The 25,881-nt window shown below is 69.7% G+C and carries 26 protein-coding genes and 1 tRNA gene; 14 read left to right on the forward strand and 13 right to left on the reverse strand.

Annotation, left to right across the window (positions count from 1 at the left end; all coding sequences use genetic code 11):
• Positions 1-105: 105 nt before the first annotated feature.
• A complete protein-coding gene (locus ACZ5PB_RS12180; RefSeq protein WP_468690215.1) occupies positions 106-549 on the reverse strand; it encodes a hypothetical protein in 444 nt (147 codons plus the stop codon).
• A gap of 123 nt (positions 550-672) precedes the next feature.
• Here ACZ5PB_RS12180 and ACZ5PB_RS12185 point away from each other — a divergent pair, with 123 nt between their 5' ends.
• Positions 673-1,386 carry a hypothetical protein gene (locus ACZ5PB_RS12185; RefSeq protein WP_468690216.1) on the forward strand — a complete coding sequence of 238 codons (714 nt, stop codon included), beginning with the start codon at positions 673-675 and terminating at the stop codon, positions 1,384-1,386.
• Between the two features lie 71 nt (positions 1,387-1,457).
• Here ACZ5PB_RS12185 and ACZ5PB_RS12190 read toward each other — a convergent pair whose 3' ends face one another.
• The 6 genes from ACZ5PB_RS12190 to ACZ5PB_RS12215 all read right to left on the reverse strand — a co-directional run bounded on the left by ACZ5PB_RS12190 (position 1,458) and on the right by ACZ5PB_RS12215 (position 7,190).
• Entirely contained in the window at positions 1,458-2,303 is an 846-nt protein-coding gene (locus ACZ5PB_RS12190) for a ParA family protein (protein ID WP_468690218.1), read from the reverse strand.
• A 1,628-nt stretch (positions 2,304-3,931) separates the two neighbouring features.
• A complete protein-coding gene (locus ACZ5PB_RS12195) occupies positions 3,932-4,462 on the reverse strand; it encodes a hypothetical protein (RefSeq protein WP_468690220.1) in 531 nt (176 codons plus the stop codon).
• A 74-nt stretch (positions 4,463-4,536) separates the two neighbouring features.
• Entirely contained in the window at positions 4,537-4,845 is a 309-nt protein-coding gene (locus tag ACZ5PB_RS12200; RefSeq protein ID WP_468690221.1) for a hypothetical protein, read from the reverse strand.
• A 54-nt stretch (positions 4,846-4,899) separates the two neighbouring features.
• A complete protein-coding gene (locus ACZ5PB_RS12205; RefSeq protein WP_468690223.1) occupies positions 4,900-5,571 on the reverse strand; it encodes a hypothetical protein in 672 nt (223 codons plus the stop codon).
• A gap of 87 nt (positions 5,572-5,658) precedes the next feature.
• Positions 5,659-6,318 (reverse strand): hypothetical protein, encoded by a 660-nt coding sequence (locus tag ACZ5PB_RS12210; protein WP_468690225.1) that lies wholly within the window; start codon positions 6,316-6,318, stop codon positions 5,659-5,661.
• A gap of 284 nt (positions 6,319-6,602) precedes the next feature.
• Positions 6,603-7,190, reverse strand: a complete 588-nt coding sequence (locus ACZ5PB_RS12215; protein WP_358476278.1) for a hypothetical protein — start codon at positions 7,188-7,190, stop codon at positions 6,603-6,605.
• 124 nt (positions 7,191-7,314) lie between these two features.
• Here ACZ5PB_RS12215 and ACZ5PB_RS12220 point away from each other — a divergent pair, with 124 nt between their 5' ends.
• Together ACZ5PB_RS12220 and ACZ5PB_RS12225 are read left to right on the forward strand one after the other, a co-directional pair.
• Positions 7,315-7,950 carry a hypothetical protein gene (locus tag ACZ5PB_RS12220; protein ID WP_468690228.1) on the forward strand — a complete coding sequence of 212 codons (636 nt, stop codon included), beginning with the start codon at positions 7,315-7,317 and terminating at the stop codon, positions 7,948-7,950.
• A gap of 39 nt (positions 7,951-7,989) precedes the next feature.
• Positions 7,990-9,471 (forward strand): hypothetical protein, encoded by a 1,482-nt coding sequence (locus ACZ5PB_RS12225; protein ID WP_468690229.1) that lies wholly within the window; start codon positions 7,990-7,992, stop codon positions 9,469-9,471.
• Between the two features lie 27 nt (positions 9,472-9,498).
• Here the strand turns inward: ACZ5PB_RS12225 and ACZ5PB_RS12230 are convergent, their stop codons facing one another.
• The 4 genes from ACZ5PB_RS12230 to ACZ5PB_RS12245 all read right to left on the reverse strand — a co-directional run bounded on the left by ACZ5PB_RS12230 (position 9,499) and on the right by ACZ5PB_RS12245 (position 11,676).
• On the reverse strand, positions 9,499-9,927 hold the full coding sequence (locus ACZ5PB_RS12230) for a GFA family protein (protein WP_468690230.1): 429 nt from the start codon (positions 9,925-9,927) through the stop codon (positions 9,499-9,501).
• 219 nt (positions 9,928-10,146) lie between these two features.
• A complete protein-coding gene (locus ACZ5PB_RS12235; RefSeq protein ID WP_468690232.1) occupies positions 10,147-10,452 on the reverse strand; it encodes a hypothetical protein in 306 nt (101 codons plus the stop codon).
• Between the two features lie 121 nt (positions 10,453-10,573).
• Positions 10,574-10,963, reverse strand: a complete 390-nt coding sequence (locus ACZ5PB_RS12240) for a DUF6354 family protein (RefSeq protein WP_358476284.1) — start codon at positions 10,961-10,963, stop codon at positions 10,574-10,576.
• 77 nt (positions 10,964-11,040) lie between these two features.
• Positions 11,041-11,676: a hypothetical protein gene (locus ACZ5PB_RS12245; protein ID WP_468690234.1), complete on the reverse strand. Its 636-nt coding sequence runs from the start codon at positions 11,674-11,676 to the stop codon at positions 11,041-11,043.
• Between the two features lie 262 nt (positions 11,677-11,938).
• Between ACZ5PB_RS12245 and tap the strand changes: the two genes are divergently transcribed.
• The 7 genes from tap (at position 11,939) to ACZ5PB_RS12280 (ending at position 19,117) form a co-directional block, all read left to right on the forward strand.
• On the forward strand, positions 11,939-14,479 hold the full coding sequence (tap, locus tag ACZ5PB_RS12250; protein WP_468690235.1) for a telomere-associated protein Tap: 2,541 nt from the start codon (positions 11,939-11,941) through the stop codon (positions 14,477-14,479).
• Between the two features lie 20 nt (positions 14,480-14,499).
• The gene (gene tpg, locus ACZ5PB_RS12255; RefSeq protein WP_468690237.1) at positions 14,500-15,078 is read left to right on the forward strand and encodes a telomere-protecting terminal protein Tpg; all 579 of its coding nucleotides are present in this window, start codon (positions 14,500-14,502) and stop codon (positions 15,076-15,078) included.
• Positions 15,079-15,115: 37 nt separating this feature from the next.
• A complete protein-coding gene (locus tag ACZ5PB_RS12260; protein ID WP_468690240.1) occupies positions 15,116-17,536 on the forward strand; it encodes a helicase associated domain-containing protein in 2,421 nt (806 codons plus the stop codon).
• A 73-nt stretch (positions 17,537-17,609) separates the two neighbouring features.
• Complete coding sequence (locus ACZ5PB_RS12265; protein WP_468690241.1) at positions 17,610-18,191, forward strand: hypothetical protein; 582 nt, start codon at positions 17,610-17,612, stop codon at positions 18,189-18,191.
• A 145-nt stretch (positions 18,192-18,336) separates the two neighbouring features.
• Complete coding sequence (locus ACZ5PB_RS12270) at positions 18,337-18,618, forward strand: HU family DNA-binding protein (protein ID WP_468690242.1); 282 nt, start codon at positions 18,337-18,339, stop codon at positions 18,616-18,618.
• Positions 18,619-18,780: 162 nt separating this feature from the next.
• Positions 18,781-18,984, forward strand: coding sequence for a cold-shock protein (locus ACZ5PB_RS12275; RefSeq protein WP_398001034.1), 204 nt, complete (start codon positions 18,781-18,783; stop codon positions 18,982-18,984).
• Positions 18,985-19,043: 59 nt separating this feature from the next.
• Positions 19,044-19,117 (forward strand) — tRNA-Met (locus ACZ5PB_RS12280).
• A gap of 326 nt (positions 19,118-19,443) precedes the next feature.
• Here ACZ5PB_RS12280 and ACZ5PB_RS12285 read toward each other — a convergent pair.
• The gene (locus ACZ5PB_RS12285; RefSeq protein ID WP_468690245.1) at positions 19,444-19,605 is read right to left on the reverse strand and encodes a hypothetical protein; all 162 of its coding nucleotides are present in this window, start codon (positions 19,603-19,605) and stop codon (positions 19,444-19,446) included.
• Positions 19,606-20,078: 473 nt separating this feature from the next.
• Positions 20,079-20,915, reverse strand: a complete 837-nt coding sequence (locus tag ACZ5PB_RS12290) for a hypothetical protein (protein ID WP_468690247.1) — start codon at positions 20,913-20,915, stop codon at positions 20,079-20,081.
• 349 nt (positions 20,916-21,264) lie between these two features.
• On the opposite strand from ACZ5PB_RS12290, the gene ACZ5PB_RS12295 reads away from it, so the two are divergent.
• The 4 genes from ACZ5PB_RS12295 to ACZ5PB_RS12310 all read left to right on the forward strand — a co-directional run bounded on the left by ACZ5PB_RS12295 (position 21,265) and on the right by ACZ5PB_RS12310 (position 25,746).
• On the forward strand, positions 21,265-22,848 hold the full coding sequence (locus ACZ5PB_RS12295) for a serine/threonine-protein kinase (protein WP_468690248.1): 1,584 nt from the start codon (positions 21,265-21,267) through the stop codon (positions 22,846-22,848).
• Between the two features lie 135 nt (positions 22,849-22,983).
• Positions 22,984-24,510: a hypothetical protein gene (locus ACZ5PB_RS12300; RefSeq protein ID WP_468690250.1), complete on the forward strand. Its 1,527-nt coding sequence runs from the start codon at positions 22,984-22,986 to the stop codon at positions 24,508-24,510.
• A gap of 95 nt (positions 24,511-24,605) precedes the next feature.
• Positions 24,606-25,067, forward strand: coding sequence for a hypothetical protein (locus ACZ5PB_RS12305; RefSeq protein WP_468690252.1), 462 nt, complete (start codon positions 24,606-24,608; stop codon positions 25,065-25,067).
• A gap of 253 nt (positions 25,068-25,320) precedes the next feature.
• Complete coding sequence (locus tag ACZ5PB_RS12310; protein WP_468690254.1) at positions 25,321-25,746, forward strand: DUF3592 domain-containing protein; 426 nt, start codon at positions 25,321-25,323, stop codon at positions 25,744-25,746.
• Positions 25,747-25,881 lie beyond the last annotated feature (135 nt).

Below are 25,881 nucleotides of genomic sequence, written 5' to 3' on the forward strand. Positions count from 1 at the left end.
GTGGGGGGGGGGGGGGGGGGGGGGGGGGGGGGGGGGGGGGGAGGGGGGGGGGGGGTGTGTTTCCCCCCCCCCCCCCCCCCCCCCCCCACCACTGCTCAATGGCGTCTAACGAGGAGGAGGGAAGGGCCCTTCCCCATCAGCATCATCGAGGAATCGATCCACCGCAGCCGAGACGACGTCGAGGATGAGGCCTCCGCTTCCGGCACCGCGCTGTCCTCGCAGATGACGCTTGAGCCCCTTGAGGAACGTGTACATCTCCGGTGACACACCAGCTTGGATGCTCACCCCGGGCGGGTGCTCGCCGGACCACCTCTCGATGAGCCACTCGTTGGCCATGGCCGCGAGCTCCTCAGGAGTCTTCTCCTGTACCAGCTTCAGCGCGGCGTCGAGGTAATGCCCAGGCATGAGGTTTCGCCCGGAAGACAGGGCGTCATCATCGGCCTTGTTGAGGAGCCGTGCCTTCGTCTCCCCCTCGATGCGACCAGACCAAGTGGGCCAGTCGCGTGCCGTCCTGTGCCTTATGAATGAAGCGAGTACAGCGGCCTGCATTGGAGGCTTTGCGTCGGCAGCCTTCTTGCGACTGCGGGGCCTCAGGGCCGGCTCAGCCGAGGCTGCGGTGAATCCGGGACCATCATTCCGGCGGCGACCCCCAACCGACGGCACCAGTACAGCTTGCGCGCCGGTAGGCGCTGCGGACTCCTGCGCAGGTTCGTGCGCAGGGCGTGCCTCGAGGGCTTCGGGCTGGGCTTCGGGCTCGGCCTCGGCTTCGGCTTCGGGATGGGCTTCGGGCTGGGCTTCGGCTTCGGGATGGGCTTCGGGCTCGGGCTCGGCTTCGGGCTCGGCCTCGGCTTCGGGCTCGGCTTCGGGCTCGGCCTCGGCTTCGGGCTCGGCTTCGGGCTCGGCCTCGGCTTCGGGCTCGGCTTCGGGCTCGGCCTCGGCTTCGGGCTCGGCTTCGGGCTCGGCCTCGGCCTCGGCTTCGGGCTCGGCTTCGGGCTCGGCCTCGGCCTCGGCTTCGGCTTCGGGCTCGGCCTCGGCCTCGGCTTCGGGCCCGGCCTCGGCCTCGGCTTCGGGCCCGGCCTCGGGCCCGGCTTCGAGCTCGGGCTCGGCCTGGAGTACGGCTTCGTTCTCACGGGGCGCGGCCGGCGAGGGCACGACGGACGAGGCGTCAGGTGTGACCGATGCCAGCGCGGACGATGCGGGACGGCCAGCGGCGTCGTCGCCATCGCTCAACCCGGGCAAGTCGTCGTCGAGCGAGAGGCTGGGAGGCACTACGACCGCCGTTGCTGCCCCTCGTCGCTCCGACTCAGCAGCGTCGTCTCCGAGGAAGCCACCCTCAGTGGCGTCGTTCCCGACGTGCTCGATGGCGCTGAAGTCGAAGGAGCGTGACTTGCCTCGCCCCTTCCGCCGCGGCTTTGGCGACTCCTCAATGCCCCGCGTTGATTCCTCCGGTGATGCAGTCATGACAGACCCCGGATCCTGTCGATGATCTCGACCGTGAGGTCTTCAAACCAGCCGCTAGCAGCGTAGCTGGGCTCATCAATGACGATAGGGCGACTGATGCCGTACGAAGCGGAGATCTGCGGGCTCGTCCTGATCTCCTTCTTGAAGGGTGCCAGTTCGTGCTTGTGGAGGAAGGCTTCGACGGCGTCTGCTTCCTCGGTGCGCTTCGACGGAGGCTGGGCCTCGTTGATCACCGTTCCCAGGAAGACAGGGCGGCAAGCGCCGCCGGTGCGCTCCGGGACCTTCACCACGTTGTTTCGAACTACGCGAGCTCCGTCCGCGGTTGCGAGCCGCGGGTTGCAGACGGCGATCACGTAGTCGCCGGCAGCGAGGGCCACGGAGGCCAAGGCGTCGGCGGAGGGCGGGGTATCGACGATGATGAAGTCGAAGTCATCCTGCAGAGTGAGGAGGAGATGCCGAAGGCTTGACACCGCCTCCCAGCCGCGCTTCGCGATCTCGGTGCGAGCGCGGTCGGTCACGTTCATCACCGAGCCGATGACGCTGAGCGTGCCGGGGTTCTCGAACTCCTTGAGCAGGACGCTCCTGTCGACCATGCGGCTACTCAGGGACGTCATGCTTGCAAGATCGTCTGCGTCGACTGCGTCGATGTAGTCGAGCAGAGCGCTTCCGATGTCCTGAGGCTTGCGCGCGAACGCGCCCAAGGAAACACCGAGCTGACCCTGGAGCTCAAGGTCGACCATGCCGACGCGGGCTCCCCCGCTGGCAAGACTCGAACCGATGTTGGCGGACGTTGTGGTTTTACCCACGCCGCCCTTCTGGCTGGCGAGGACGATGACCTTCATGGGTGCCTTCCTCCCGTCCCCCAGATGCCTCGCCCTAGCTGTTCGCTTCCTGCCGACGTCGATGGGGGTGGGACTGACAGATTCACGCTGACGGCCCAAAGGTTAACAGCAGTAGTGGTGCGCTCCGTGTGGAACCTGGTGTTTTTCAGCGTGTCGGGTGTCGCTGGCCGGGGCCAGCCGGGCCTGTCAGACCCGCCCCCACATGCAATGCAGCCCCCGACAGTCGGGTTTGCGACTTTGGTCGCGCTTCGCGCTCCCGAGCCGTGAGAGGAAGGCCACCGGGTGCTGCGTGGCGCGCGCCCAGGGGTGAGGTGCTGAGGCTTTCCGCGTGGGCGATCGTGCTCGGGGATGGTTGGCTGCCCAGTGGTGACAGTGGGTGGAAGCTCGCGCTGAGTGGTGACCTGTCTTCGGTGAGGGCGTGCATTTGCCCTACGGGGCTGCGGCACGCAGGCAGTTGCCGCCGGCAGGGTGCATGCCTGGTGAGGCGTATTGGGTGAGGCCAACCTGCACGAGGCGCTGGAAGTCACTGAGCCCTTGCGTTCTTGGGTGAGGACCGGAGTGCCAGAGCAAGTCGGTATGGCCCGGCGCGACAACGCCCGTGAGCAGGCAACGGCGTGGCCGTGGAAGTGGTGTGCTGTGTGAGGCCGTCTGAATTAGCCGACGAATGTCCGGCTGTCGGCGCTAGTGGCCGCAGATAGGTAAAGGGCTAGGGACGTGAGGCATTTTGCACGTTCGACACAGTGCCAGCGCGGGAGTCCGAAGCGAAGCCAGGGGGTGTATACGGGCGACAGTAAGTTCGCGGGGGGAAGTGAAAGCAAAGCCGTCTGAAAGTGCAATCGTCTCTAAGCAGGCGTGTGTCTATGTAGACACCGACGCAGAGAAGTGTGCATCGGAGTAAGTGGCGAGCGTCGTCAGTAGCACCGCACTGATCGCTGCACGTGCGAAGAGAAAGAGAGAGGCGAGTGAGAGATGAACGCGGCAAGTGACTAGGAGGGTGCGCCGAGATGTAGGCATAGGAGCATCAGTGGAGCTGTTTTAGTGCGCGATACCGAGGGGGATGGAGCGCGCGTCACGTGTCATAGGTGCGCGCTCACGAAAGACCGACAGTGAGAGCGAGTGGGATGAAAGAAGCGTGGGCGCATCGGGGGGAAGGGGACAGCCAGAGGGTATGTGGGTATGCGTGCGTGAAAGTATGTGAATTAGTGAAATTAGGCAAGAGGGTGGTCGGTGGGGCTGGGGTTCGGCTCGTCGAAAATGACGGATGGAGCCTGTCCAGCCGGGCGTTGAGGGATAAAGGTGGAGGCAGACACCGACGTGCGCGTGCCGGGGTGCGTGCGTGAAAGTGTGTGAACTTGTGAATTGTGGCGCGCTGACGCTCTGGACAGTCCCGCTGGGGAGTGGTGTCGGTGAAGCGAAACCAGAGGCGGCCTCGCCTGCCCCGGATGTCCAGGGTGCCGGGCTTGACGCGACCGGCGGGCTGGGGGGGGTAGGGCTTTGCACGGCCAGGAGGACGTCGAGTCCGGGTACCTCCTGGCGGTCGGAGTCGATGGCTTGGTTCCAGGCGGCACCGGTGCAGAAGAGGGCCGCGCAGCCGGCGTCGGGGACGGCGGCGTAGCCGTGTCCGGAGTTCACGTCGTGGCTCCGTCGGTCCAGGCGCGTGGGTGTTCGTGCTCTCCATGGTTGTTCACTTCGACGAGGAGCAGGCCGGGGCCGTCGTTCTGGTCTTCGATGTGGACGTACGGGACGTCGGTGTGGGCCCCCCATTGGGCGCGGCGGCGGATGAGGACGCTGATGCCGTGGACTTGGATCTCGTAGACGTCGCTGGGGGTGTTGTCCTCGGGGGAAGCGTTGACCACGGTGATCGAGGCGTCGCGGATGCGGTGGAGTTCGGGGTCGGTCATGGGGGCTTCCGGTGTGGTCGGTGCGGGGTCCGGGGAGTAGGTGGCCGGGTCGAGGGCCAGGAGAGCGTCGGTGATGGCCGAGGTCAGGTGGGAGGGGACGAGGCTGGAGGTTTGCAGCAGCGCGAGTTTGTCGTGCGGGGTGGGGGCGCGGTCGAGGGCGTCGAGCAGTTCCTGGTCCTCGGTGTCGTCGCAGGCCCATTGTTCGGCTTCGGTGAGGAGGGCTTCGTAGAGGCTGCTGGCTACGTCGTAGGGGTTCATGGGGGCCTTGGGTCCGGCCGGGGCCGTGCCTGGCGGGGCGCGGCCTCGGGAAGGGGATGGGCGGGGGCGGTGTGTCAGGGGGCGGTCGGCCGGCGTCCTGCCGGCCGCTGGGAGAGGGCGGCGCGGCCTTGCTCGGTGATCAGGCAGGTGTTCGTCTGGTACTCGGCCAGGCCCGCCCGAACGAGCCGGGAACAGAGCGCGCTGGTGCGGCCCCAGGTGCCGACGCGCCACGCCATCGCGGTGGAGTCGAGCGGTTGGGCTTCGAGTTTGGCCAGGGCCTCCCACATCTTCGGTGTCACTGTGTGCACGGTGGTTTCGGTGACGGCGATCGTGACGGTGCTGCGCGTGACGGCGGTCAGGTTGCTGGAGGTCGGCGTGGCCATGGCGGTGGTGTCCTTCCTGGGAGTGGTCGTTGTCTTGGGGTGCGGACGGTGGGGTCAGTCGATGCGGAGGCTGGGCGGGTTGAACGTCACGGTGAGGACGTTGTCGTCGCCGACCTCGTGTTCCAGGGCGTGGTCGACGAGGAAGCTCCGGCACCGTCCCTCCCTGCCGAGGGAGACCGTCTGCTGGGTGCCGTCGGCCAGCACGACCCTTGTCTCGTCGGCGAGCCAGACGTAGCCGTCGTCCTGCTCGGTGGTGTCGAGGACGGCGGATACGGGCGCGCCGTGGTCGGTGAGGGTCTGCTCGTCGAGGGCCGCCCGGATGGTTCGTTCCACATGCCGGGGGAGCACCTGCTCGTTGTGCTCGTTCAGGAAACGGCTGGCCTTGTCGTAGATAGCGAGCAGGGTCTCGAACGGCAGCTGGTTGTTCAGCGAGTCCGGTACCGCTTGGAGGGAGTGGTGGATCACGTCCTCGACTTCGGAGGCGACGCGGTCGGCGTCCTGGTCTGCGCTGGTGAGCTGGAGGACGGCCAGCGGCTCCGAGGCGCCGGTCCTGATGGTCAGGTGCCCGTGATCGTCCTCGGTGATGAGGAAGTCGGGGTGCTTGCCGTCGCAGTGGCGGATCGACGCGGTGGCCGGTGAGGGGTAGACCTGCGCGAACTCCCAGTCGTGGCCGAGGAGGTCGGTGAGCGCCGTCGCGAGCGCGGGGTGGCTGAGGATGCTGTTCATACGGGTGGCTCTCTGCTCTGGGGAGGTGGCGGTCTGGGCTCGCGCGGGGCGGCTCGCGGTCGGCGGACTGTGTGCGGGAGGCGGGGGTCAGGCCAGGGCGAGGTCGCGGATCGTGTCGGCGACGAGTCGCGCGAGCGTGGCCGGGTCCTCACCGTCGGTGTTCCACAGGACGTGCCGGGTGTCGCCGTTCTCCACGTACAGCTCCGGTTCCGTGTCGCCGACGTCGCCGACGGTCAGGAGGTAGGCCGTGCCGTCGGAGTGCTGGATGACGCCTCGGGTGTTGTGAAGGCCGGCCGCCGCCTGCCAGCCGCTCCCGAGGAGGTGAGCAGCGGCGTGGGCGATGTCGAAGACGCTGAAGCCGTTCTCGGGGGAGGCGCCGTGTGGGTCGTGGGCGTCGGTCTGGGGCGGGGCGTCGCGGCGGGCCGCGTCGTCGAAGAGCGCGGTGGCTGCGAGGACGGCGTACTTGACGGTGCGGACGTCCAACTCTGTGGGAGCCGTACCAGTGGCGAAGGTGCTGTTCATGTTCTGGATGTGCTCGTGGACGTGGTCGCACGCGGCGCTGCTGTCGATCCAGTAGCCGGGGATCTCGCGATCGCGGCCGGTGGAGTTCCCGGAGTCGGCGTAGGCGCTCATCCGGGTCATGGCCAGGCTCAGGTCGCACAGGGTGCCGGCGGTCGGGTCGGCGACGAACGGCGCGAGGGTGGCGCGGACTGCCGTCGCCAGTTCGGTCACGAGGGCGGGGGTCATCGGTGCTCCGGGTGGCGGCGCGAGGGAGCCACGCTGTGGCTCCGAGGGGGCTGTGAAGTGGAAGAGGGGCGGGGCCCCAACAAGAACAACGATACATTTTGAAAGCTCGATACGCAACATCGAGGAGGGGTGAACCTCGCTGGTTTCAGGGGAAGTAGGGCCGCCCCGGTGCTCCGAGGGCTTCTCGACGGCCCCCTCGCGCAGCCCGTCTGGGATTCGCCCCTCGCCTGAAGCGGCCCGGGCCCGCGCCCGCACTGTGCGGTGACAGCAGCCCGGCCCTCAGGTCAGGGGAAGCAGACGATGGCGAGGTACACGGTCCGGCCGCACGGGAGGCTTCCCTGACCGTCCAGCCCGCTGTCGGTGCGCCATGTCCGGACCCGTTCCAGCCCCGAGCCGGCGGCGGCGGCAACGCTCTCCAGGTCGTCATCGCGGGCGGCTGTTGCCAGCAGCCGGACGGTGAAGTCCTGGCCGTGGTCCTCCACCCACAACTGGGCCTCCGGCAGCAGCTCCTGGTCAAGGGAGGCCGTCCACGAGCCCAGCGTCCGCAGCAGCCCGGCCGCCGCTCCCGTCGATGTCGCGCGGAGCCCGGGCACAGCGCCGCGCACAGGCTTGTCCACGGCGGCGACCAGGACCACGTCGTCCTCCAGATCCGCCGTGATCACATCATCGTCACGGTCATCCGCCCGGCCGGCCGTCACGCTGCCCGTCGCCGCTGACAGCCGCGCCATGCTCACCGAGGCGGCCGGCCCGCTCGCGCACACCTCCGCCTGCACGCTCCCGTCGCTGATGCACAGGCGCACCGGTTCCAGGGGGCCGCAGGCAACCAGCAGGCGGGCAACCGCTTCCACACAGCGGGCCAGGGAGAGTGACATGGCCGCCATTCTCTCCTCAGCCGGGCCCGGACGATGCGCTGTCCGGCCAAAGGGCACTGCCCATCTGTGGGGTAGCCACCCGGTTTCGGACAACCCCGGGGACGGGTGGGCTCGTGTGGATAGCATGGCAAGGCCAGGAGAACCGGTCCTGGCGGGATTCTTCCCGCGTGCGCGGGGATGCGGCCCGCTCCGGTGCGGGCCGGTCGTCATGCCCGCCCAGGGCTCCCGCCGCCTCCTGGAGCAGCCCACCTTGCGCACCCTCACCATCCCACTGAACGCCGCTTCGCCGCACGCCCGCCTGGTCCTCGCCGACACCGCCACCGGCGTCGCCCTCTGGCTGTCCGAGCCGGACACCCGAAGCATCCGCGACCAGCTCGTACACACCGCTGCCCTCGCCCGACACCATCTGCAAGAGCTGGGCGAGTTCCTTCACAGCTGCCCCGTGCCCGACTACGAGCCGAGGCCCGGACAGGACCAGGCCACCTGGCTCGCGCACTTCGTCGGCGCCAGCCGCCGGCCGCCCTTCACCGAGCTGGATCTGCGGCTCAACCGAGGCCGTGCGGACGCACGTTCCGGCGGCCCGCAGGGCCTGCTGCGTAGCCTCGCTCCGGCAGGCAGCCCCCTACTGCTCGCGGCCCTCAACATCCCCGTCCTCCGGGCCGGCGAAGACCCGGTGAGGCATCCCACGGCGGCCGAGGCGTACCTCGGAGACGTCCACCGTCTTGCCGATCAGCTGCTCCGCCGCCGGCCCGCCGCCTGAGCACCCTCCAACCGCTTCTCCCGCAGAAAGAGAACTCCCATGACCGCCACCCGGCCCGCCGCGCTGACCGACATCATCCGTCCGCCTTTGCCAACTCCCCTCCACGTCAGGCTGTGGAACGGGCTGTCCCGGGGCGGCTTTCGGGGCTCCGTCCGCCGCGGTGCCACCGGTCGGCGGCTGCTCAACCTCGCCCGCCAGTGGGAGGAGGAGGGTCTGGTCACCGTTCACATGCTCGGCCGCGAGGGCTGGGTCGCCGACCTTGTGCCGGCCCTGCGCCCGCCGGCCTCGCCGCGCTGGGCGCCGGCGGTACAGCTCGACGTCCTGGGCGCTCAGTTCCTCGACGGGGCACGCGAGTCCGACTTCGACCGGGCCGCCCTGCGCGCCATCGAGGACACGGTCCGCGACGTCTTCGGGGACCGGGCTCGCCATTTCACCTACGAGCCGGTGCGGACCGACTCGGGCGAGCTCGCGGGATGGACATGGAAGTACCTCCACCGCGCGCACTGGGTGACCGTGGACGCGGAAGTCTCCCCGATGGACATCACCGAGCAGGAGATCGCTGACTGGAACGCGGCGAAGTGGCCCTTCCCCGTCTACGACCCCGCGCCCGCGCAGCAGGCGGTCCGCGCCGCGTACGAGGCACATCGTGAGGTGAGCGCGGCAGCGAAGAGTGCCGCACGCCGCGTCTGGCCGGCCGCTGTCGGCTTCCGTCGCGTCAAGCAGGACGGCGAGACGATCGGATACCTCTTCCGCACAGGACCACTCGACGCCCCCACGGCCTGGGTGACGGCCGACGGCAGGACTGTGGATCACCTCGGACACGACTACATGTCCAATCCGCACCGAGCGCTGTGCGACGCCCACCAGGTCGCCGCCCGGGAACGCGCCGCCGCGGCCGCCGGCAGGACCCCGGTTCCGCACCTCGACGAGGACCAGGCGCGCGCCGTCCTCGACGAGCCAGACCGTACGGCCGTCCTCCATCCGGTCACCGACCACGGGCATCTGCTCGGCTACCTCGCGCGGGTCGGAAAGGGCATGGCCGGCGGGTACGGATGGGTCACCGCCTACCGCTCCCGCCACATCCGACCGGAGGACTCCCTGGAGGACGCCGAGACGGTCCTGCGCGCCGCCCTGGCCGATGACATCGCCGATGAGCGCACGGTGAACGCGGAGCCCCGCGCCCTGCAGCCGCAGACAGCGCTGCTGACCGCCGCCGCGGCCAGGGAGAAGGTGGCCGGCGCCAGTCCCGCCAGGACGATCACCGTAGCCTGGGCGGAGGTCCGCAGCGACGCGGACGAGGAGTTGATCGGCTGGGAGTTCGGGCTTCTCCCGCTCCATGAGGGCGCGTCGCCGAGCCCGGGGTGGATCACCCGCCACGGCACGCTCAGCACAGCCGTCCGCTACCCCCGCCTCCACACCCAGCGGATCCGCGAGCTGACCGAGCAGGCACCGGGACAGCGCGAGCTCATCGAGATGGCGTACGCCCACGCAGTCGCGACGGCATCGACCATCCCTGCGTGACCCCGGTCGGGCGTCCGGTCGGCGCCATCAGCTGACCGCGGCGGCCGGAGGCCGGGTGTCGTCGACCGGCCGGAGCCACGGCACCGCGTCACGGGCGAAGCTCTGGAACGCGGGGACCAGGTCCGAGGCGTTGTCCAGGGCGCTGAAGGTGAACGCGATGCTGGCGGCACCGTCGTCCAGGGCGCACAGCTGGCTCGCGCAGTCGGGGCAACGTCCGCGCCGGGTCTCCTGCGGGTACGTGTAGAACCAGACGGGCTCGGCGCCGGTCCAGATCAGACCCTCCAGGGGGAAGGAGACCCACGACATCACCGGTCCGCCGCTCAGTTTCTGGCAGTGCCGGCAACTGCACAGGTGGGGTGCGTCAGGGAGGTCGGGCACCTCGAAGCGGACGGCCCCGCACAGGCAGCCACCGAGGCGTACCGCGGACGGCGAGGACGAAGAGGCGGTGGTGGTCACGGGCTACTCCCAGCGATTCGAAGACCAGCAGCATGAACGCACGTGCTGCACACGCACACCTCTACCGATCGGGCAGCAGTTCGGTCACTGCCGTCTCCAGCTGGTTCACCAGGACGTGTGCCTTCCACCGGATTCCGCTGCGGGAGCCGGCCCCGGCCCGTCGCTTCAGAGCCACACCGGAGCCGGATACACGGAAGAGGACCGCCCGGTGCGCACCGGTCAGGTGGACGGGACGGCCCGTCCGCGCCGACCCTCACACGTCACCTTCGCGACCAGGTGCGTGACGTAGTCGTACTTGAGCTCCGGTTCGTCGAGGCTCCGCTTGCAGCAGTCGGTGATGCTGGTGGTGTTCGTGCGCCTCATCTGGTGAATGAGGGGAGGGCGGCCCACCTCGGCTTCCTTGGCGGAAAAGTCCTCATCGCGACTGCGGTAGGCCCGCACGAGCATGTTCACGTCGTCCGGGGTGTACAGGCCAGAAGCGAGCATCTCCTGGCGCATGGTCTCGTAGTACTCGTCGCTCTGCATTCCACGCAGCTTTCTTCCGGTGTGGGTGGGGCGAGCGGCGCCCCGAAGCCGCGAGCCGCCGGCCCGGGCGCTTGCGAGAAAGCGCGCGGGCCGTAGCGGGTGTGCGGAAGGGAGAGGCCGGTCAGCCCTGGGTCTGCGCCGCCTCTGCGGTGAGCTCCTGGTGCACGCGCAGCGCAGCCATCGCGTACTCCACGGGCGACGGGCTGGTGCCCTGCACCTCCGTCATCGCAGCCAGGAAGCGCGTGTAGAGAGCCTGTTCGGCGTCGTCGACGACGTCCTCGATCAGCTTGAACGCGCTCGTCGCGAAGCGCCTGAGGGCCATCGGCCGGGCCTTGCGGCCGGCCGTGCCCTGCTTGTCCCGCTCGACAACGCACTCGGCGTGCGTCTCGGTCAGCGCGACCACGCGCAGAATCCGCTCACGGTCGACCATGTCGGGGGCCATGTCCTGCCACAGCTGCCCAACCCGGACGAGGCCGACGGCGGAAGAGGTGGGGGAGACGCTGCTGGTCATGGGGAAACTCCTCAACGAGGGCGAAGGTATGGTGCCGGGCGGCGGGCGCGCCCGGGAACGAGCGTAGGAGGGGAGCCTCAGGCAGGGGCCCCGGGGGCGGAAGCCCGCAGAGTGCGGAGGTTCTGCGCCTGGATCTCGGCGCAGAACCGTGCGATGAGCACCCACAGCGGCACGGACAGCCCGGCGAACTGGTCATGGAGCAGCTGGGCGGCTTTGTGCATGCCGTGCTGCGCGCGCACGACGTCCATCAGGTCCACGCCACGCGTCTTCCGCTCAAGGGACCGGCCGGCGTCGAGGATCTGGTCGTGGGCCTCGCGGCTGACCGTCTCCAGCCGCAGCGGATGCGCCGGGGTGAACCGGGACGGCGGGGGCGGAGCCGGGTCGAACGCGGACAGGCGGGTCGCGCTGTACCGCGTCGCCCACAACTCCACCATGTAGACCACGGCGGCCTGCCAGGCGGCCTCGTCGTGTTCGCCGGTGCGCGCCTGGAACGTCGCGATCGCCAGGTCGAGGAGGACCTCAGCGCGCTCCAGCAGCGCAGCGCCGTGGCCGAGGCGGAAGTCCTCCAGCGCCTTGGCGGCGTCGATCACGTGCACCTGGGCCGCGGGTGCGTGATCGGTGAGGCTGCGGCGCATCAGGATGTCGCCGGCCTCCACGACGATCCGAGATCCGGGTGCGCCGGGATCCCCTGGCTCAAGGAAGCGGTAGGGCATGGTTGTTGCACTCCTCAGATGTCGTGGTGGGGGAGGAAGCTGCTGGCGGGCCCAGGAGAACGGCGAGTTCGGCGTACACGGGCCCGGGGAGGACAAGGCGGCCGTCCATCGGGACGGCCTGGCCGACGAGCAGCAAAGTTACATCATGAAAACCCGATAGGCAACGAGCGGGTAGCATAACGAAAACCCATTAAGACACTTGCGCGGTGTCGATGGGGTACGTTAGATTCGCGTTAGATTCTGATTGGACGGTGAGGTTGAGATGGCGGACGACGACCCGGCGGTAGCGGCTGTTCTAGCCAAACTCCGTTACGACACCCCGGTGCCGCCACTACCGGCCCCCAAGGAACGGGTCAGGCTCCGCGAGGAGTTCGGCTGGACCGTGACACAGATGGGCAACGCCAACCACGTGCGGCGAGAGACGGTGTGGACCTGGGAATCGGACCCGCCTCGCACACCCCGCGGCGAGAAGGGCCAGCGGTACGCCCGGATCCTGGCGTACTTCGCCGACCAACTCGCCCGCCGCACCGGTGAAGGGGACGGTTCGGCAACCCCGCAGCCCGCGCCCGCCCCCGAGCCGACGCCGTCGCCGTCGTCCGAGACGGTCTTGGCGGCGACGCCGCTCGAGCTCGATTTCGACATCGAGGACCCTCCCGAGCTCTACTGGCAGGACACCGCGCACCCCCTGGCCTCCACCGCGGCCGCCGAAGACGAGTACGACGCGCCCGGTTCCTGGGTCGACCTGCTCGAAGGGGTCACCCAACCCTGTGTCCGCTGCGGGCAGCCGACGACGTGCCTCGTAGGTGGCCAGCCTCGCCACGTGTACCTCCAGGCCATGGCCACCATGGGCGTGCCCCGCTGCGGTAGCCGCCCCACCGCCCCGGACGCACCGGCCGCCCCGGCGGCCGCACCCGCCGCCCCGCCGGTGGCGCAGACCACGCCCGCCCCGGCCGTGCCCGCGCCTGCGGCTCCGGCGCTGGTCGCCCAGCCGGCGTCTGTGCGCCCGGCCGCCACCGCGCCGTCCGCCCGTCCTGCCGCGCTGCGCCGCCCGGGCGCCGCCTCCGGGCCGGCCTCCCGTCGCACCAGCCGCACGACCGTGAAGAAGACGGCCGCGAAGCCGGTGCCACCGGAGTACGCCGACGGCCCGCTGGCTGTCCTCGACATCACCGACGGTGCCCTGACCGCGCACCTCGTCGACGGCCGCACCGTGCCGTGCCCGGCCAAGACCCTCCAGGCCCTGGCCGCCTGGGCGCTGGACAAGCGCAAGATCCGCCTGGGCGCGGCCAAGGTGCACGACAACGGCTTCGACCAGGACCCGCTGATCGTCCTCACCGAGGGCGCGGTCGCCCACTTCGGCCTGCCCATCGACCTCGCGGACCAGGAAGACCTCCGTCTGCCGGCCGACCACAAGGCCGTCAAGAACCTCGTCAAGGCGGGCTGGGAGCTCACCAAGTCGGGCTTCGGGCCCTGGCCGCGGGTCTTCAAGCGCATCGACGGCAAACGTCACTGCGTTCAGCTTTTCCTCACCCCCTGGGGGGCCCTGGAGAACCGTGTCTGGGGCCAGGCCGGCGAGCTGCCCGCAGCCGACCTCGCCCGCATGCTCGGCACCTACGCCCGCCTTGTCCTCACCCCCCGCGGCACCGTCGCCGTCACCGGCGAGGAACTCATGACCGCGCTGCGCCCGCCCACCAAGGCCGAATGGAGCGAGGAGGAGGGCAAGTACATCTCGGCGAAGGTGCCCCATACCCTTCACACCGTCGTAGACCCCGCCCCGTGCGAGGCCCCCGACGAACACCCGGTCGTCGCCGCCGACTACCCGGAGGAAGGCTCCCGGCCCGCCAGCGAGGCCCTCGACGAGGAAGCGTGCATCTGGGTCCGCCCCGCCGACCTGATCACCGACGCCGAGCGGGCGTGCACCCACGTCGTTGCGCTGGACGTGCAGGTGGCGTTCCTGGCGGCGTGCCGCCGACTCCACGTCGGCACCGGCCCGGCGATCCACTACCCCCGCAACCCGGACTTCGACCCGGAGCTGCCCGGCTCATGGTTCGTGGACCTGTCCCACATCGAGACCGACCCGCGCCTGCCCAACCCGTTCACCTCCAGCGGCGAGCGCCCCGAAGGCCCCGCCTGGTACGCCACGCCCACGGTTGCCTACGCCGTCGAGCTCGGCGCCGAGGTCCGCCCGATGGAGGCCTGGGTCCGGGAGACCCACAGCCCCTACCTCCAGCCGTGGTACGAGACGCTGCGCGACGCCTACCTGACCGTGATGGCCGACCTCGGCGTCACCAAGGACCTCGACGACGACGCCTTCCTCGCGGCGATGGCCAGCTACAAGGACGGCGATCCGCGGCTGGTGACCCTGGCCAACGCGGTCAAGGCCACCGCCAAGTCGGGCATCGGCAAGCTGCGCCAGCGCCCGAACATGGGTGTCGACCACGTCTTCGGCGACCCCTGGCCGGCCCTGAGGCGCCCGACATGGCGGCCCGACATCCGTGCCATGATCTTGTCGAAGGCGCGGACCAACATGCACCGCAAGATGAACAACCTCGCCGACACAGCAGGCCGTTACCCCCTCGCGGTCAACACCGACTGCGTCGTCTACGCCGTCGACAGCCTGTCGCCGCTGCCCCTCCTCCTCGGCCCCGACGGCGAGCCGATCCGAGGCGGCTTCCGCCTCGGCGTCAACCCCGGCTCCGTCAAGCACCAGGGCTCCCAGACCATCGACTGGGCCCTGGACCTGCTCGCCGACGGAGTGAACATCGCCAACGAGATCAAGGACGACTCGCTCGTCCGCGTGGCCTGAACCCAAGGAAGCTGACTGACGTGGGACTGATCGAAGACCGCCTGGAAGAGGCCGCCGAGACTGCCTACACCCAGCCGATCCCCAAGACCCTCGGCGCGCGGATCCGTTTCCTGCTCAAGCAGGAGAAGGGTGTCAGCCGTGCTGAGGCTGCCCGCGCGGTTGCTGAGAAGATCGGCAAGTCGCAGCGCACCGTGGAGCGCTACCGCGACGACAAGATCAAGAGCACGAAGCCGGACACCGCCGCCGTCATCGAAGCAGAGGTCAAGAAACTCTGGCAGCCGATCGTCAAGGCGAACAAGCTCAAGGCCGCCATCACCACCGGTGGCATCAAGGTCGACGTCCGCGGCAAGTTCGGCTTCAAGAGCCCCAAGGGCACCACCAACGACCCCCGCTACCGCCGCCTCAGCCGCCGCTTGGACGCCGCCACCGCCGCCGCCCTCTTCGAAGCCAAAGCGGCCGGCGCCTCCGAGGAACACCTCGCCCAGATCGTCGCCGACGGACTCAGGGCCGACTACTTCACCGACGGCGGCGCGCGCGCCACCTCCCTCCAGAAGGTCGAGCTGACCGGCATCGACCACATCCGCTTCAGCATCACCTGACCGCCGACCACCCCCGGCTGAGAGGACCGGCCACCCCGTGACCGCCACCATCACCAACCCGCCGCCCAAGATCAAGCTGCGCCCACACCAGTCCAAGGCCGTACACGCCGCGCACACAGCGCTGCGCCACACCGCCCGGACCTCCGTCGTGATGGCCTGCGGCACCGGCAAGACCTACGTCGCCGCCCGCCTCGCCGCTCGTGTCGCCCCCCAGGGCACCCGGCTGGTGCTGCTGCCCACCCTGGAACTCCTCGCCCAGAGCATCGACGACTGGCGCACCGCCGGCATGACCGGCCCGGTCCTCGCCCTGTGCTCCAAGCGCCCCAACACCAGGGGCGAGCCGGTCTCGTTCACCACCGACCCGGCCACCCTGGCCGCCACCGTCCGCCAAAACCCGGTCGGCCTGACCGTCTTCGGTCTCTACCACTCCCTGCACCGCGTCCAGGACGCCCACCACCGCTTCGCCCTCCCCGCCTGGTCGCTGATCGCCATCGACGAAGCCCACCGCACCAGCGGCGACCTGGGAAAACGCTGGGCCGCCGTCCACGACGACGAGCTCATCCCCGCACACAAGCGGGCCTACTTCACCGCCACCCCGAGGATCTGGTCGGCCGGCGAGCCCGGCGACGACGAGGACGACTCCCTCGTCGCATCCATGGACAACCCCGACCTGTACGGCGACACCTGTTTCCGTCTCCCGCTCGCCGAGGCCATCGACATAGACCTCCTCGCCGACTACCGCGTCGTCGTCATGGAAGTCCACGAGGCGACCATCCGCACCCGGCTCGGGATCTCCGACAAGGCCACCGAAGCCGAACTGCGCCAGGCCGCCCTCCAGATCGCCGTCCTGCGCGCGATGGCCGAACTCGACCTGCGCCGCGTCGTCTCCTTCCACCACCGTGTTGCCGACGCCCACGCCTTCGCCGGCACCCTCCACGAGACCGCGGCACGCCTCTACGCACTCGACGAGACCGGCACCAGCTGCCCCGACCCGGGCGAGCTCTGGGCGGCCGGGCTCGACGGCACCCAGGATCCCGCCTGGCGCCGCGAGCTCCTCGACCGGTTCGACGGCCGCCCCGGCGAGTTCCTCGAGCCCGCCCACCGCACCCTGATCGCGAACGCCCGCCTTCTCGGCGAGGGCGTCAACATCCCTAGCATCGACACCGTGGTCTTCGCGGACCCCAAGGAGTCGATCGTCGACACGGTCCAGGCCGTCGGCCGGGCGCTGCGCCAAAAGCCCGGCCAGGGCAAGAAGGCCACCCTCATCGTTCCCGTCTACGTCGCCCCCGGCGAAGACGCCGACGACCTGATGGGCTCCAACCTGTACCGGCCGCTCTGGCGGGTCCTCCAGGCCCTTCGCGCACACGACGACCGCATCGCCGACCGGCTCGCCGTCCCGCAGCAGCCCGCCCACCCGGTCCCGGACGACGAGGACGAGGAGACGGGCGTGCCCGTGGATGTGGTCTTCGACCGGCCCTTCCCCGCCGACACCATCGCTCAGGCGTTCCGGCTGCGCGTCCTCCACCCCCGCGAAGCGTCCTTCCGCCGCGGCCTGGAAGCCGCCACCGCCTACCACGAGGCCCACGGGCACCTTGACGTCCCCCGGCTCTACGACGACGAGAACGGCTTCGCGCTGGGCCGCTGGATCAACCGCATGCGCAAGGCGTACGCGGCCGGCACCCTCAAGCCCGCCCAGATCAAGGCTCTCGAACACCTCGGCATCATCTGGAACCTGCAGACCCAGGCCGCCGAACGCGGCCTCCTCCACGCCCGCAACTGGGCCGCCCGCCACGGACACCTCGCCGCCCCCAGCGACGAGATGATCGGCGACTACGCCTTCGGCCGCTGGCTCACCAACCGTCGAGCTGCCGCCCGTACCCGGGCGGAGAACGGACTCGAACCCGACTCCACCGACCTCGCGCTCGCCGAGATCGACCCGTACTGGAACCCCGCCTGGTCGATCACCTGGCAGCGCCTCTACTACACCGCCCGCGCCTACGCCGACGCGAGCATCACCCTCGACGACCTCCCCACCGACTTCATCACCGACGACGACGAACCCCTCGGCGAATGGGTCCGAGCCCAGAGCACCGACTACAACACCCTCCACCCCGAGCAGCTCCGGCTCGTGCGCGAGCTGGGCGTCACCCTGATCGAACCCGCCGAGGACGAACCGCCGCAGCTCACCGGGCGGGCCGCCCGCCAGCAGCGGCAGCTCGAGCAGGGTCTGGCGGCCGTCGCCGCCTTCCGCGACCGTGAAGGCCACCTGAACATCCGCCAGCGCGACACCGTCACCCTCGACGGCGATGAATACAAGGTCGGCCAGTGGCTCAAGAACCTGCGAAGGCGCTGGGACGAACTGCCCCCGGAACACCTCCAGGCCGTCACCGAGGCCGGCATCACCCGCCACCCGCAACCGCCCGCCGAGCTCACCGTCACGGTCACCTCCGGCACCTGAACACAGGCCCGCGCCAGACAGGCCCCGCGCCCGCCCACACAGCTTCCGGACACGAAAGGTACGCACCCACCCCGTGCTCAACTCACCGGAGAACTACCGCACCCGGGCGGACGACACCTCCCCGGACGCATCCGTCATCGCAGCCGAGGACGGCCTCATCCGCTACCTCCGCCAGCACGCCGAACTCTTCGAACGCAGCGGCTACGAGATCCCCGCGGACTGGAGTCACCAGAGCCAGTACCACCTCCTGCTGGCCCTGGGCCGCCGCCACGCCCCCGCACCCCACCCCGAAGGCCTGATCGGCATGCCCGACCGGCTCTGCTACAGCAACTCCGCCCAGTACGCCTACGAGCACCAGGACGAAGGGCTGCTGTACGCCGAGGGGTTCGCCCTCACCCACCCCGGGCTCGACTTCTACCTGCCTCACGCCTGGACGGTCCGGCCGGACGGAACCGTGCTCGATCCGACCTGGGACGACGAACCAGGCCGGGCCTACGTCGGCATCGCGGTCGCCGACCCCCAGCTCTGGCCCTTCGACGGCGGAGGGATCCTCCAGGATTACGACCGCCTGCTGCCCCTGCTCCGCGATGGCTTCCCGCAGAACGCGCTCGTCGATCTCGGACGCCCACTCGCCCACGGTCTCCCACGCGAGTAGGTCTCCTGCGGCGCGCGAGCCGGCCTCGGCGCGACCCGCCGTCGGCACCGGGCGCAGCGTTGTCCGACCCCGGTGGCAGGATGGCGCTGCAAGCGTCGTGTCCGCGCAGCGGCCGCGGCACCCCGAACATCACGGAGCACCGCCCATGAACCGCAGTGAGCTGATCGCCGCCCTCGCCGAGCGCGCCGAGGTGACCCGCAAGGACGCCGACGCCGTGCTGGCCGCTCTCGCCGAGATCGTCGGTGAGGTCGTCGCCAAGGGCGACGAGAAGGTCACCATCCCCGGCTTCCTGACCTTCGAGCGCACTCACCGCGCGGCTCGCACCGCCCGCAATCCCCAGACGGGCGCCCCGATCGAGATCGCCGCTGGCTACAGCGTGAAGGTCTCCGCCGGCTCCAAGCTCAAGGAAGCGGCCAAGGGCCAGTAGTCCCGCGCCGTCGTCCCCGACGGGCCCATGGCCCGACTCACCGACGCGAAAGCGGATAGGCCTCGCGTCCGTGGGGTAGGACGACGCCGGGCGCCTTCGAGGCGCAGAGCACCGCCCACAGACCCCACCGGGAAGCCCCCGGCGATTTCGAAGGACAAACGCATGGCCAGCGGCACCGTGAAGTGGTTCAACGCCGAGAAGGGCTTCGGCTTCATCCAGCAGGACGGCGGCGGACCGGACGTCTTCGCGCACTACTCCAACATCTCCGGCAACGGCTACCGCGAGCTTCACGAGGGCGAGCAGGTCACCTTCGACGTGACCCAGGGCCAGAAGGGCCCCCAGGCCGAGAACATCGTCCGCGCCTGACCCCGGAGAAAATGCGCGCGACGCCCCGCGGCCCCCACTGTGTAGAGTGGCATCACCGACGCGGGGTGGAGCAGCTCGGTAGCTCGCTGGGCTCATAACCCAGAGGTCGCAGGTTCAAATCCTGTCCCCGCTACTGACCGAAGGGCCCGGATCCGTCCGGGCCCTTCGCCATATCCCAGAACCCCGCACCGCTCCCGCGCTCTGCCTCACTCCAGCGGGACGACGTGGTCCGGGGAAACGCGGTTGCAGCGCACTTCGATGGAGGCGGTCGCCAGCGCACGGCCTACCAGCCAGGCCCTGGCCGCCGGTGGAGATCCGAACGCCGTCGAGCATGCTCACCTCCGGCGCGATCACAGCGCGGCGCCCGGCAGCATCCGCCTCGAACCGGCCCGGGCCGCTCGCGCACCAGGTAGGTGCCCAGCCCGAGCGTGCATTCCCTCGCCACGGCACCATCACGACCTAGATCGGCAGGCCGATCACCTCGGCCCAGCCGCGCACCAGCTCAGCGAACTCCTCGAACCCGGCGATCCACTGCCCCGGCTCCCGCCGCGCCAGCTCCCCGTACGGCGCCCGCAGCCACTCCAGCCCGGGGGCGGCCTCGCACCACCCCCCAGGTGGCACTCAGTCCCTGATCCGTGATCACCGCGCACCGCACGAGCTCGCTGGTCAGGTGACGGAAGTCCGCGGCCGCGGTGCCGTGCAGCCCAGCCGCGGCCCTTCATGCTCGACCGCGTCGGCCACCATCAGCTTGAGTGCCTCGCACGGGCCCGGCTCTCCCGCGAGATCTGCAGCAGAGCGATCCGGGCCCGCAATGCCGCTGCGGCCCGCCGCCGCTCCCGATAGGCCTGCTACCGGCACACCGGCGAGACCGCCCACCGGGCGCCTCACGCCCCACCATGCACATGCGCGCCCAGCCCCTGTGACTGAGCGAATCGGTGGCCATTGATTGGTCTAATCGGTCACGCGAGCGTCGGTAATGGATGACGAGGTGTGATTGGCCGCTGCCGAGATCGACGGTGGGAGCCACAGATTCCAGCACGTCGTGATCAGCGAAGACCTCAAGCCGACCGGCGCGTTGCAGAATTCGCGGCATCTTAGAACATATTTAGATGCGTTCTCTTCATGTAAGAGTTGCCTTGGAACTTGAAGGTGGTCACCACCACTGCCGTTGGTGCAACGCCCATCGCAATTACCATCATGGCATCGATTGTGTCACCCGGATCAAGGTGATCTGCGGTAAGGGTGCCCATGATTTCGGGACCTCGACCATTCCCTCCGGGGATAATTTTTGAGTTGACCTCATCGGCGGTTGCAGTGCCAATGTTTTCAACGACTAGTCTATCCTGTCCTGCTTTGACCATCTCCCTTCTTACTCTGATCACGGGCATGGTTCCCGCTTCCGAGGTCTTCGGCTCTACGCGTGCCTCGAGCTCCCTGACGTCGCCATTCAGATTTGACATCACTTTAATCTTCAGATCTTCGAGAGATGAGTACTCTCCGAGGAGTCCTTGCTGCTGCATGCTCAGCTTGAAGTTCCGCAGAGATTCAAGCTGGTTGGTGTCTACTTCTGCAGAGTGCGGCATGGTGGAGAAGTACACATGGGTTGGGATATCTCGATCAATGCCTCGTTGAATCTCCTCCGCAGTCCCTGAGGCGGCCCCCTGTGTGGGCTGGCCCAAGCGACTCCGGAAAACGGAAATGACAATATCGGCCCTGTCTGTCAAGTCCGAGTTGATTACGGATTGAGCGCCGCCAGTTGCCATTCGTGCCCGGCTGTCGAGTTCCCAGCGAAGTGGGAGTAGGACGGTCTGCTTTTCGTAGGAGTGATCGCTGTTCCAATGGCGGATGGCGGATTCAATCATCTCCCGCTCCTCGGCCGTGTCGCTGGGAGATGCAATCATGACGAGGAGCACTCGTGCTTCGAACGGCATACGGAAACCTCTCGTAGTTCGCTGATCTACTCCATAGTTCCGAGACCCCGACTACTGGCAGGTTCGGCTCGCCGCCACCGCAGCTCTCTCACTCCTGCGCGCGCCCATAGCGCCGTTGACGTGTTCCGCACGCTCAACTGGCCAAATGCATCGGCAGTCACAGCCCAGCGCAACGGCATAGTCGGGCTGAACTGCGGAAACGTCCCCCGAAACATTGGCCGCAGCCCAGGGCCACCGGGCCCCGGCCAGGCGTTTTCGTATGCTCCGCCGCACCGTCGGGCGCGCCCCGCCCATGGTGCGCTGCGGCCGACCGGCCCCAGCGCTCGCATATGCAGTGATGGAGGATCTGATGCGCGGCACGACGGTCGCCGGCCGGTACCGGCTGAAGGAGCCGATCGGCAACGGAGGCATGGGCACCGTGTGGCGAGCCGAGGACTCCCACGAGAACCACGACATCGCCCTCAAGATCATCCCAGTGGGGGAGGGCGACCCAGTCCGGGAAGCGGCCTTCCGCCGGGAGGCACAGGTCGCTGCGCGCCTGTCCCACCCGAACGTCGTCGCCGTCCGGCACCACGGAGCCGCCGACCTCGACGGCCGCCGGATCCTCTTCCTGGCCATGGACCTCGTCGACGGCCGGCCGCTGAACACACTCACCGGCCGGCCGCTCCCCGTCACCGAGGTGCTGACGTGGGCGATCCAGATCAGCCAGGCTCTGGAGGCCGCCCACGCGCGCGGCATCGTGCACCGGGACCTCAAGCCGTCCAACATCCTCCTTGACCAGGGCTCCGGCCGCGCCGCGAAGCTGTGCGACTTCGGCATCGCGCGCCTGACCGAGGCCACCCACCACACCCTGACCATGACCGGCGTGGCCATCGGCACCCCCACTTACATGTCGCCCGAGCAGGCCCGCGGCGACACCACCCTGAGCGCACCCAGCGACCTCTACTCGCTCGGATGCCTTCTCCACGAGCTGCTCACCGGCCACGCCCCCTTCACCGGCACGGGCTGGCAGGTCGTCAACCAGCACCTGAACGACGCGCCGGCCCCGCTCTCCGCCCTGCGCCCCGGTGTTCCCCGGGAGCTCGAGCAGCTGGTCCTGGAACTCCTCGACAAGGACCCCGACCGCCGGCCGACCACGGCTGACATCCGCACGCGGCTCACCCGGCTGCGCGCCGCGCTGGTCGCCGTCGCCGACGCACCCACCGCGACAGCCCACCAGCACCCGCCCACCCTGGTCGCCACCCCGACCTCAACCTGCCCCGCCGTCCTCCACCGTGAGCCGGGCGCCCGGAGCACCACCGTGGGCGCGGCCGGCCTGACCGCGGCCGCGATCGCCGGCGCCCTCTCGCTCACCACCACCTTGCCGACACCCTGGACGACCAGCATCGGCACGCTCGCCGGGCTGATGCTCGTCGTCCTGTACCTGCTTGACCCGCCCCAGCCACCGCACCCCGGGCAGCTGAGGATCACCACGGCCGCCCTCATGACCCTCCTGGCCCTCACCGGCGGCGCGGTACTCACCGTCCTCGTCACCGATGTCTCCCTGTGGGCGCACGCCCTCGCCATCAGCGTCCTCGGCGGCCCCACCCTGGTCGCCTGCGCCATCGGCGTGCGCCGCCTGATCGAGCACATGCTCCACCGCGCGCCCTGGCACGGCGACCTCGTTACGACCGCCGGCGCCCTGCAGACCACCACGGTGCTGGTCGTCGCGCACCATGCCGGCCTTCCGCCCCTCACGCTCCTCGCCGCCGGTGTCGTGCTGTGGCCGGCCGCAGCACTCCTCACCGCGGTCCTCACACCGCGGCGAACCCGCCACGCCCCTCCCGCACCGGCGACGGCCTGCGAGCCTCGAACTCCGGCTCGGCACCCGGCCCCGACCCGCCGCTACGCCCACCTGAACGACGCCACCACCTGCAGGCCGCTCCCTCACTGAGCCGCCGGACCGCCCCGGACCCGTTCCCCAGGGCGGCAAGACGATGCCCAGCGCCGATGTCAGTGGCCACTCCTATGCTGCGCCGCACAGCGAGGCACGACCCCGCTCACCCTTCAACAGCGGGGAGTTGGACCCATGGCGCGCACCGGCAGACCCCGCAAGGACCCCCGCGAGCCCGAAGAGATCATGCAGGCCGCGGGCCTGGAGCCGCTGGAGCCCTACCCCGGCAGCTCCGCCCCGTGGCGGTGCCGCCATACGGCCTGCGGGAGGGAGGTCACCCCCCGCCTGAGCAACGTCACCAAGGGACAGCGCGGCTGCGTGTACTGCTCCGGGCGGGCCAGGATCGACCCGAAGACCGCGGCCGACGTGATGCGGGCGGCCGGCCTGGAACCCCTGGAGGCCTATCCCGGTAGCGACCGGAAGTGGCGGTGCCGTCACGTCGCCTGTGGGCGCGAGGTCACACCCACCTACGTTCGGATCAACTCCGGTGCCGGGCCCTGCCGGTGGTGCGCACCGAACGCGCCGGTCGACCCGGCTGTTGCTGCGGCCGACATGCGGGCCGCTGGCCTGGAGCCCCTCGCCCCGTACCCGGGAGTGGACACGCCGTGGTCCGTCCGCTGCCGGGCGTGCGGGGCGCCCGGGACCCCGACGCTGGGATCCATCCGGCGGGGGCAGGGGGGCTGCTACCCCTGTGGCCGGCGCAAGGCCAACGCGGCGATGCGCCACGACGCCGAGACCGCGGCCGTGGCGATGCGGACGGCGGGCCTGGAGCCGCTGGAGCCCTACCCCGGCACCGCGTTCCCCTGGAAGTGCCGCTGCACCAAGTGCGGGGCCATCGTCTCCCCGCGCCTGGGCTCCCTGACCGGCCGGAGCCGGCCCCCGGGCTGTAAGCCATGCGCTGATCGGGCCCACGGTGAGGCACAGCGCCACGACGAGGACCTGGCCGTCGCCGAGATGCGCGAGCACGGATTCGAACCCCAGGAACCGTACCGCGGGGTCAAACACCCCTGGCGGTGCCTGTGCCATGGCTGCGGCGCCATCACCTCACCGACCTTCGGCTCCATCCTCGCCGGCCAGAGCGGATGCCGGCGCTGCGCCGACCTCCGTGCCGCCGCCGCACGACGGGAAGACCCCGAGCGCGCCGCCACCTCCATGCGCGAAGCCGGCCTCGAGCCCCTGGAGCCCTACACCACGACCATGACGCCCTGGCGCTGCCGCTGCACCACCTGCGGCCGCACCTCCACCCCCACCCTGGCCAAGATCCGAAGCGGCCGCGGATGCAAGTACTGCGCCCGCCACGGCTTCGACCGTGCCGCGCCCGCCCGCGTCTACGTCGTCACCCACGCGCAGCACGGCGCCGTCAAGATCGGCGTCGCGGGCGCTCTCCAGCGAAACGATCGCATCGTCCAGCACCGCCGCCTCGGATGGGCCCTGTTCTACGAGCACCACGTGCCCACCGGCGACGACGCCCTGTCCGTCGAGCAGACGATCCTGCGTCGGCTCCGCGCCGACGGGCACGGCATCTTCCTCACTGCCGCCCAGATGCCCAACGGCTGGACCGAGACGTTCGACGCCACCCTCGTCACCCCCGCCGCCCTGCGGGACGCCATCCGGGCACACCAGATCACCCCGCCCCTACCTGGACCCCTGACCCTGTTCTAGGCCCCGCCCTCTCGGGCGGTTGCCACCCGCGCGGCGGCATGATCTACGGTCGTTACCGCACCAAAACAGATCTTCAGCAACGGGGAAATACGCACATGCGCAAGACAGCAACACTCGCCACCGGTCTGCTCACGGCGGCGGTCCTGGTGACCGGATGCGGCAGCGAGAAGAAGGACGATAGCCCGGCCAAGGCGAGCCAGGCCGCACCGGCCGCCTCCGCGAGCAGCGAGGCGACCGGTGCGGCCTCGGGGAAGAAGGGTGTTCCGCACCAGGTGGTCTTCGAGGTGGGCGGTACGGGCGCGTCCCAGGTCATGTGGAACGGGAACAGCAACCACTTCGACCAGGTGACGCTGCCCTGGACCAAGACGGAGGCCATGCAGTTGGAGGGCGCCGAGCTGAAGGTCGGCGTCACGGTCTCGGTGGTGCCCGGCTCGGTCACCGGCCCGGACGGGATGCTCAAGCCAGCCCCGTGCACGATCAAGGTCGACGGCAAGCAGGTCGCCGACAACCAGGAGGGCAAGTCACCCAAGCCCTGTGAGTACAAGATCAAGGACTGACAGCCGGTCCGCCCCTCGCCCTGTCCGGCGCGGCGTTCGCGTATGCCCTGCCGCACCGCGGTCCACTGTCTGCGGTGCGGCGGAGCCAGCCGGCGCCGGTCCTCGAGCGCGCAGTCGGCGTCCAGCGGGATTCCCCATCACGCCGGCGGACCGCGCGGCGTTCCGCGAAGGCATGCCCGTGCTCGACAGCGGCAGGCATGCAGGGAGAGCCGGCCGCAGCAACCACGAAAGTCACTTGGACGTCGGACACCACATGGAACACGAATGGCTCTTCTCGCTCATCCCGTTGCTGATCGGGGTGAGCTTCCTTTGCGCGGGCGTCTACGGACTGCGCCGCGCCAGCGCGCTTCGCCGCAGCGGAATCACCGCAGTGGGACGAGTCGTGCGCCATCACACCAGGCGGGACGATGACGGAGCCAAGTACCACCACCCGGTCGTCGCGTGGACCGCCCGGGACGGGCGCGAGTACACCTACCCTTCCAACTTCGGCCGCGGCACGGTTCTCCCCGCCTTCGGCACCGGCAGGCCCGTCACAGTCCTGTACGACCCGGCCAACCCCCGCCGCTTCGAGATCCGAGGCTGGGACTCCAGGACGTTCTACCTGGTATTCGCCGGCGTGGGGACCGCGCTCACAGCAGGCACGTTGGTGTTCCTCCTGGTCCTGACGATCACACTTTGATCACCCGAGGTCCCTCGCAAGCCCACGGACCCCGGGGCAAGCGGGCAGCGGCGCTGAAAACTTCTTGGCTTCGGCTGTCACACCGCAGACGTCCCACGCACCTGTAGCAGGTGACAGAGGACCTCGAAGCGGGAG

It is taken from the genome of Streptomyces sp. NPDC032721 (assembly GCF_055579625.1).

Bases quoted from the DNA above. Each gene is read 5' to 3' on its own strand.
- tap (WP_468690235.1), top strand. From the start codon at position 11,939: ATGGCGGACGACGACCCGGCGGTAGCGGCTGTTCTAGCCAAACTCCGT.
- ACZ5PB_RS12225 (WP_468690229.1), top strand. From the start codon at position 7,990: ATGACCGCCACCCGGCCCGCCGCGCTGACCGACATCATCCGTCCGCCT.
- ACZ5PB_RS12210 (WP_468690225.1), bottom strand. From the start codon at position 6,318: ATGACCCCCGCCCTCGTGACCGAACTGGCGACGGCAGTCCGCGCCACC.
- ACZ5PB_RS12190 (WP_468690218.1), bottom strand. From the start codon at position 2,303: ATGAAGGTCATCGTCCTCGCCAGCCAGAAGGGCGGCGTGGGTAAAACC.
- ACZ5PB_RS12300 (WP_468690250.1), top strand. From the start codon at position 22,984: ATGGCGCGCACCGGCAGACCCCGCAAGGACCCCCGCGAGCCCGAAGAG.
- ACZ5PB_RS12240 (WP_358476284.1), bottom strand. From the start codon at position 10,963: ATGACCAGCAGCGTCTCCCCCACCTCTTCCGCCGTCGGCCTCGTCCGG.
- ACZ5PB_RS12275 (WP_398001034.1), top strand. From the start codon at position 18,781: ATGGCCAGCGGCACCGTGAAGTGGTTCAACGCCGAGAAGGGCTTCGGC.
- ACZ5PB_RS12290 (WP_468690247.1), bottom strand. From the start codon at position 20,915: ATGCCGTTCGAAGCACGAGTGCTCCTCGTCATGATTGCATCTCCCAGC.
- ACZ5PB_RS12245 (WP_468690234.1), bottom strand. From the start codon at position 11,676: ATGCCCTACCGCTTCCTTGAGCCAGGGGATCCCGGCGCACCCGGATCT.
- ACZ5PB_RS12180 (WP_468690215.1), bottom strand. From the start codon at position 549: ATGCAGGCCGCTGTACTCGCTTCATTCATAAGGCACAGGACGGCACGC.
- ACZ5PB_RS12205 (WP_468690223.1), bottom strand. From the start codon at position 5,571: ATGAACAGCATCCTCAGCCACCCCGCGCTCGCGACGGCGCTCACCGAC.
- ACZ5PB_RS12310 (WP_468690254.1), top strand. From the start codon at position 25,321: ATGGAACACGAATGGCTCTTCTCGCTCATCCCGTTGCTGATCGGGGTG.
- ACZ5PB_RS12220 (WP_468690228.1), top strand. From the start codon at position 7,315: ATGGCAAGGCCAGGAGAACCGGTCCTGGCGGGATTCTTCCCGCGTGCG.
- ACZ5PB_RS12195 (WP_468690220.1), bottom strand. From the start codon at position 4,462: ATGAACCCCTACGACGTAGCCAGCAGCCTCTACGAAGCCCTCCTCACC.
- ACZ5PB_RS12305 (WP_468690252.1), top strand. From the start codon at position 24,606: ATGCGCAAGACAGCAACACTCGCCACCGGTCTGCTCACGGCGGCGGTC.
- ACZ5PB_RS12200 (WP_468690221.1), bottom strand. From the start codon at position 4,845: ATGGCCACGCCGACCTCCAGCAACCTGACCGCCGTCACGCGCAGCACC.
- ACZ5PB_RS12270 (WP_468690242.1), top strand. From the start codon at position 18,337: ATGAACCGCAGTGAGCTGATCGCCGCCCTCGCCGAGCGCGCCGAGGTG.
- ACZ5PB_RS12235 (WP_468690232.1), bottom strand. From the start codon at position 10,452: ATGCAGAGCGACGAGTACTACGAGACCATGCGCCAGGAGATGCTCGCT.
- ACZ5PB_RS12215 (WP_358476278.1), bottom strand. From the start codon at position 7,190: ATGTCACTCTCCCTGGCCCGCTGTGTGGAAGCGGTTGCCCGCCTGCTG.
- ACZ5PB_RS12295 (WP_468690248.1), top strand. From the start codon at position 21,265: ATGCGCGGCACGACGGTCGCCGGCCGGTACCGGCTGAAGGAGCCGATC.